The sequence below is a fragment of the Wolbachia endosymbiont of Cardiocondyla obscurior genome (genome assembly GCF_902713635.1).
Lineage (GTDB): Bacteria > Pseudomonadota > Alphaproteobacteria > Rickettsiales > Anaplasmataceae > Wolbachia > Wolbachia pipientis.
Genome location: NZ_CACTIU010000082.1, coordinates 1 through 4,541, shown reverse-complemented (window position 1 = coordinate 4,541; position 4,541 = coordinate 1). Strand labels below are relative to the sequence as shown.

6 protein-coding genes are annotated in these 4,541 nt (G+C 35.8%); 3 read left to right on the top strand and 3 right to left on the bottom strand.

Annotation, left to right across the window (positions count from 1 at the left end):
* Nucleotides 1-232: 232 nt before the first annotated feature.
* Both WOCAOBSORBRA_RS05615 and WOCAOBSORBRA_RS05610 read right to left on the bottom strand, forming a co-directional pair.
* Nucleotides 233-934, bottom strand: a complete 702-nt coding sequence (locus tag WOCAOBSORBRA_RS05615) for an ABC transporter ATP-binding protein (RefSeq protein WP_174516111.1) — start codon at nt 932-934, stop codon at nt 233-235.
* Complete coding sequence (locus tag WOCAOBSORBRA_RS05610; RefSeq protein WP_015589313.1) at nt 927-1,709, bottom strand: MlaE family ABC transporter permease; 783 nt, start codon at nt 1,707-1,709, stop codon at nt 927-929. The genes WOCAOBSORBRA_RS05615 and WOCAOBSORBRA_RS05610 overlap by 8 nt, the downstream gene beginning before the upstream one ends.
* 332 nt (nt 1,710-2,041) lie before the next feature.
* Between WOCAOBSORBRA_RS05610 and rpmF the strand changes: the two genes are divergently transcribed.
* The 3 genes from rpmF to WOCAOBSORBRA_RS05595 are packed head-to-tail and all read left to right on the top strand — an operon-like array spanning nt 2,042 to nt 4,275.
* Nucleotides 2,042-2,224, top strand: a complete 183-nt coding sequence (rpmF, locus tag WOCAOBSORBRA_RS05605; protein WP_065094662.1) for a 50S ribosomal protein L32 — start codon at nt 2,042-2,044, stop codon at nt 2,222-2,224.
* 10 nt (nt 2,225-2,234) lie between these two features.
* The gene (gene plsX / locus WOCAOBSORBRA_RS05600; RefSeq protein ID WP_155969601.1) at nt 2,235-3,272 is read left to right on the top strand and encodes a phosphate acyltransferase PlsX; all 1,038 of its coding nucleotides are present in this window, start codon (nt 2,235-2,237) and stop codon (nt 3,270-3,272) included.
* Complete coding sequence (locus tag WOCAOBSORBRA_RS05595) at nt 3,265-4,275, top strand: beta-ketoacyl-ACP synthase III (protein ID WP_174516110.1); 1,011 nt, start codon at nt 3,265-3,267, stop codon at nt 4,273-4,275. Before plsX ends, WOCAOBSORBRA_RS05595 begins: the two co-directional genes overlap by 8 nt.
* Here the strand turns inward: WOCAOBSORBRA_RS05595 and WOCAOBSORBRA_RS05590 are convergent.
* Complete coding sequence (locus WOCAOBSORBRA_RS05590; RefSeq protein ID WP_174516109.1) at nt 4,228-4,398, bottom strand: hypothetical protein; 171 nt, start codon at nt 4,396-4,398, stop codon at nt 4,228-4,230. The two genes, WOCAOBSORBRA_RS05595 and WOCAOBSORBRA_RS05590, sit on opposite strands and share 48 nt — an antisense overlap.
* Nucleotides 4,399-4,541: the final 143 nt, after the last annotated feature.

Below are 4,541 nucleotides of genomic sequence, written 5' to 3'. Positions count from 1 at the left end.
TAAATCCACACTATACGCCATTATAACTCAAATAGCTTATTATACCTTTATCATTTACTTTGGGAAGTACTATAGTTAGCGGAATCTATGCCGAGATACCGCGAATGAATCGCGGTATGACGTGTTAGCTATAGGATCCAGTTTGAAAAAAATCTGAATTCCAATGTCCACTACCTTTTACAAAGTTAAAACTTAAAAATATGACTGTTAGCAATAGTGTATATATCTTTAGCTATATATAACGAATGAATTTTTTTATATATTCGTTATTAGTATTTTGTATTTCCTGAACAGTTCCATGGGAAATGATCTCCCCTTCATATAATACTGCTATTTTATCAGCTATTTTAAATGCGCTATGAATATCATGTGTAATCGTGATAATTGTAGGGTTAAGATCTCTAGATAATTTTATTATTATCTCGTTTACTATATCTGACATAATTGGGTCCAATCCTGAAGTTGGTTCATCCAAAATAATGATTTCTGGATTGTGTGCAATCGCCCTTGCAAGTGCCACTCTTTTTTTCATTCCACCTGATAGCTCTATTGGAAACATATCTGCTATGCTTTCCTCCAGTCCAACATCATTTAACTTCTCGATTGCTAGCTGTTTTGCCTCTTTTTTGCTGATATTAAAGCGCTTTTTATAATTAAAAGATATATTTTCCCACACTGTAACGTAGTCAAATAAAGCGGAATTTTGAAATAAAACCCCAAATTTATTTTTGCTTTTACTATTTATTTTAACAGACCCTGAGTCTGGAGCAAGCAAGCCGATAATTGTTTTTGTTAATACAGATTTGCCGCTTCCTGAGCCACCAAGTATGACTAATGATTCCCCTTTTAATATATCAAAATTTAGATCTTTTAGTACTGTCCTATCATCAAAAGATAAGCTTAAGTTCAATATTGATATTATGGAGTTACGCATGTATCAAAGTAATCATGTAGTTTGCTAAAATGATCAGTATGGACGATAAAACAACAGTTGATGTTGTAGCAACACCTACTCCTCGTGCACCTTCTTTGCAATGGTAACCGTAATAGCAGCTTGAGACAGAAATTATGGCGCCAAATACAGTTGCTTTTATTAGCCCAGTTATAAAATCATACGTATTAAAGAACTGAGCTGTGTGTTTAATGTATATATTTAAATTGTGGTTAAATTCGAAGACTGCAGTGATACATCCTCCAAATATTCCTATTAAATCTGCACATACTGTAAGTATGGGAAATACTATGATTGACGCTAAAATCCTTGGTGCAATTAAATATTTAAAAGGGTTGATGTTCAAGGTTGTAAGTGCATCTATTTGCTCGGTGATGCGCATTGTACCAATTTCTGCTGCAACTGATGATCCAACCTTTCCTACCATTATTAAGCTGATCAAAACTGGTCCTAACTCTTTAATGATAGTGATCGTAACAAGTTTGGGTATTATCTGTTCTTGGTTAATTAATGGGTCACTCAAGCTACTTTGTAAAACTATTGCCGCTCCTATAAAAACTCCAGTGAGCCCAACAATTGGCAGAGAGAAAAAGCCTATCTCTATAATTTGTCTTGCTATGTTGCTAAAATAATATGGTGGCACAAGGCAGTGGTATAGAGATTGAATAAAAAATATGAATGCACTACCAAGCCTTAACAAAAAATTGATAAAGTACCTACCAATTATTCTAACACTATTTATATCAAAAAAGCTCACTTTGTATTCATTTTAGCTAGAGTTACTGATTTTATTAAAATTTTTATTAACTTTATCGCAAAGTATAGCTGAGATATGTTTTAAGTTCAATATACTTGATGTTTTAATTTAAAGCTTAACCCAAGAAAGGTTTCCCTACGTCATACCGCAATTCATTCGCGGTATAGATTCCGCTAACGAGTAGCGGAATGACGGTTTTTCAAATTGTAGAGCCACTTTAGCTATAGAACTCAATTACATAAGCAAACCTTACTTATTTTACTATCCCTGTTTACTTCCTGTAAAAAACATGTTACTAATGTATTGTATTTTGTAGTAGAATGGAGGAAATTTTGGCAGTTCCAAAAAGAAAAAAGTCAAAGTCAAGGCGTAATATGCATCGTTCTCATCATGCTATTCAGCCTAAGAATATTGTGGTATGTTCAACAACTGGGGAATTCATGTTGCCTCATAACGTAGCAGTTGATGGCAGTTACAAAGGAAAACGGGTTTTCATTAAGCAACAGGCAGAGTGACTATTATGATATGTTACCTACGGTCAATAATAATATAGTTATTGCACTTGACGCTATGGGGGGCGATTTTGCGCCTCTTTCCGTAATTCAGGGTGCTGGTTTTTTTTTAGACAACCTTGTTGACCCAGGCATTAAAGTTTTTTTTCATATTTATGGAGATAAGGAAGAAGTATCTCCTTTGCTTTTGAAATATAAAAAAGTAAGTAACAATTCTGAGTTTACTCATTGTTCTGACAATGTTCTTGCAAATGATAAGCCATCTTTTGCGCTGAGACATCGTAAAGACTCAAGTATGAAAGCTGCAATTGTTGCAGTGAAAGAAGGTAAAGCTTTCGGAGTGGTATCTTCAGGCAACACCGGAGCATTGATGGCAATTTCCAGATTTATTTTAGGAACATTACCAAACATTTATCGTCCTGCTATTGCCTCTATCTGTCCAACTAAGACAAAAAGCTTCGCTTTGCTTGACCTTGGTGCAAATGTTGATTGTAATGCCGACTCATTATTTCAATTTGCGTTAATGGGTAGTATATTTGCAAAAATAGCATTAAAAATTGACAATCCTGAAGTTGCTTTGCTAAATATCGGCACAGAAGAAGTTAAAGGTAATGACTCAGTGCGCGGCGCTTTTGAGTTGCTTAAAAACGCTCCAGGCATTAATTTCAAAGGGTATATAGAGGCAAGTGAATTTTTAGAGGGTAATATAGATGTGATTGTTGCTGATGGTTTTGTTGGCAATGTAATGCTCAAAACGGCTGAGGCAACCGCTAGTACCTTTATCAATCTAATAAAGCAGGAAGTATTCAATTCGTGGATAGCGAAAATGCTTGTTGGTATATTGTTAAAATCCAAACTAAATAAAGCTTTAACGCGTTTTAATCCCAAAATTAGAAGTGGAGCTATGTTTTTAGGGCTGAATGGTATCATCATTAAAAGTCATGGAAATTCTGATGCTATTTCTTTTGCCCATGCCATAAAATTTGCAGTAAATGCAATTAGTGAAAATTTAAATCAAAAGATAATTAACGGGGTAAGTCATATTGAATAAAAGTTTCATATTAAGCACTGGATCTTACCTACCAAGAAAAATGTTGAGTAACAACGAAATTGCATCGATAGTTGAGACGAGCGATGAATGGATAAGGCAGAGAACAGGAATAGTTCAAAGGCATATAGCAGATGAAGGAGAACTAACGTCAGATCTAGCTGTAAATGCAGCAAAAAGTGCTATAGAAAAAGCTAAAATTTCAGTAGATGAAATTGACTTGATTATAGTTGCTACAACAACTCCTGATAAAACTTTTCCTAGCTGTGCAACGATTGTACAAAGTAAGTTAAAATGTAAAAACGCATTTGCTTTTGATGTACAAGCAGCATGCTCTGGTTTTATATATGCAGTTACAATCGCAGACTCGCTTATCAAATCTAACAATAGCATTAAATATGCACTCGTTATTGGTGCTGAAATAATGTCTAGGATTGTTGACTGGGAAGATAGGTCAACTTGTGTACTCTTTGGTGATGGTGCTGGTGCAGTAATAATGAAATCAGCATGTCATTTTAACGTCATTCCAACAAATGATGCTGATACTTGGGTGGCAGAGAAGGGGGTTACAAAAGGTATAATTTCAACTAGCCTATATTCTGATGGCAATGTGGACATACTATGTACGAACGGAGGGATATCCTCAACTGGTGATTCTGGAAAAATATGCATGAATGGAAGAGAAGTGTTTAAACATGCAGTGGATAAGTTAACAGCCTCAGTAGAGGAAACTCTGAAATGCAATAATTTGAAAATCACTGATATTGACTGGTTAATTCCCCATCAAGCAAACATTCGTATTATTGAAGCAGTAGTAAAGAAATTAGATTTTCCTATAGAGAAAGTGATTAATACCGTTGATAAGCATGCAAACACCTCAGCGGCATCAATTCCACTGGCCTTAGACTATGCAATACAAGAATCAAAAATAAAATCAGGAAATCTGGTACTGCTGATTTCAATAGGTGCAGGCCTGACCTGGGGTTCTGTGTTGCTGCACTATTAGACTTCCTGCATTACCTCCTGTCACCCAAGTACCCTCTCTTGTCATTCCAGTACCTCTTTCTCCTGTCATCCCAGTAGCCCCTTCGGTGTCATTCCAGTCTGGAATCCAGTTCTTATTGTACATTCACCTGGTGTAAAGTTAAGTTTCCTGGATCCCAGTGTCAGCTACTCGGATGACAAAAAAAGGAGCACTGGAATGACAGCAGTCCTACGTCATACCGCGATTCATTCGCGGTATCTCTAGATCCCGCTAACAAGCAGCGGGAT

Bases quoted from the DNA above. Each gene is read 5' to 3' on its own strand.
- WOCAOBSORBRA_RS05615 (WP_174516111.1), bottom strand. From the start codon at position 934: ATGCGTAACTCCATAATATCAATATTGAACTTAAGCTTATCTTTTGAT.
- WOCAOBSORBRA_RS05590 (WP_174516109.1), bottom strand. From the start codon at position 4,398: ATGTACAATAAGAACTGGATTCCAGACTGGAATGACACCGAAGGGGCT.
- plsX (WP_155969601.1), top strand. From the start codon at position 2,235: ATGTTACCTACGGTCAATAATAATATAGTTATTGCACTTGACGCTATG.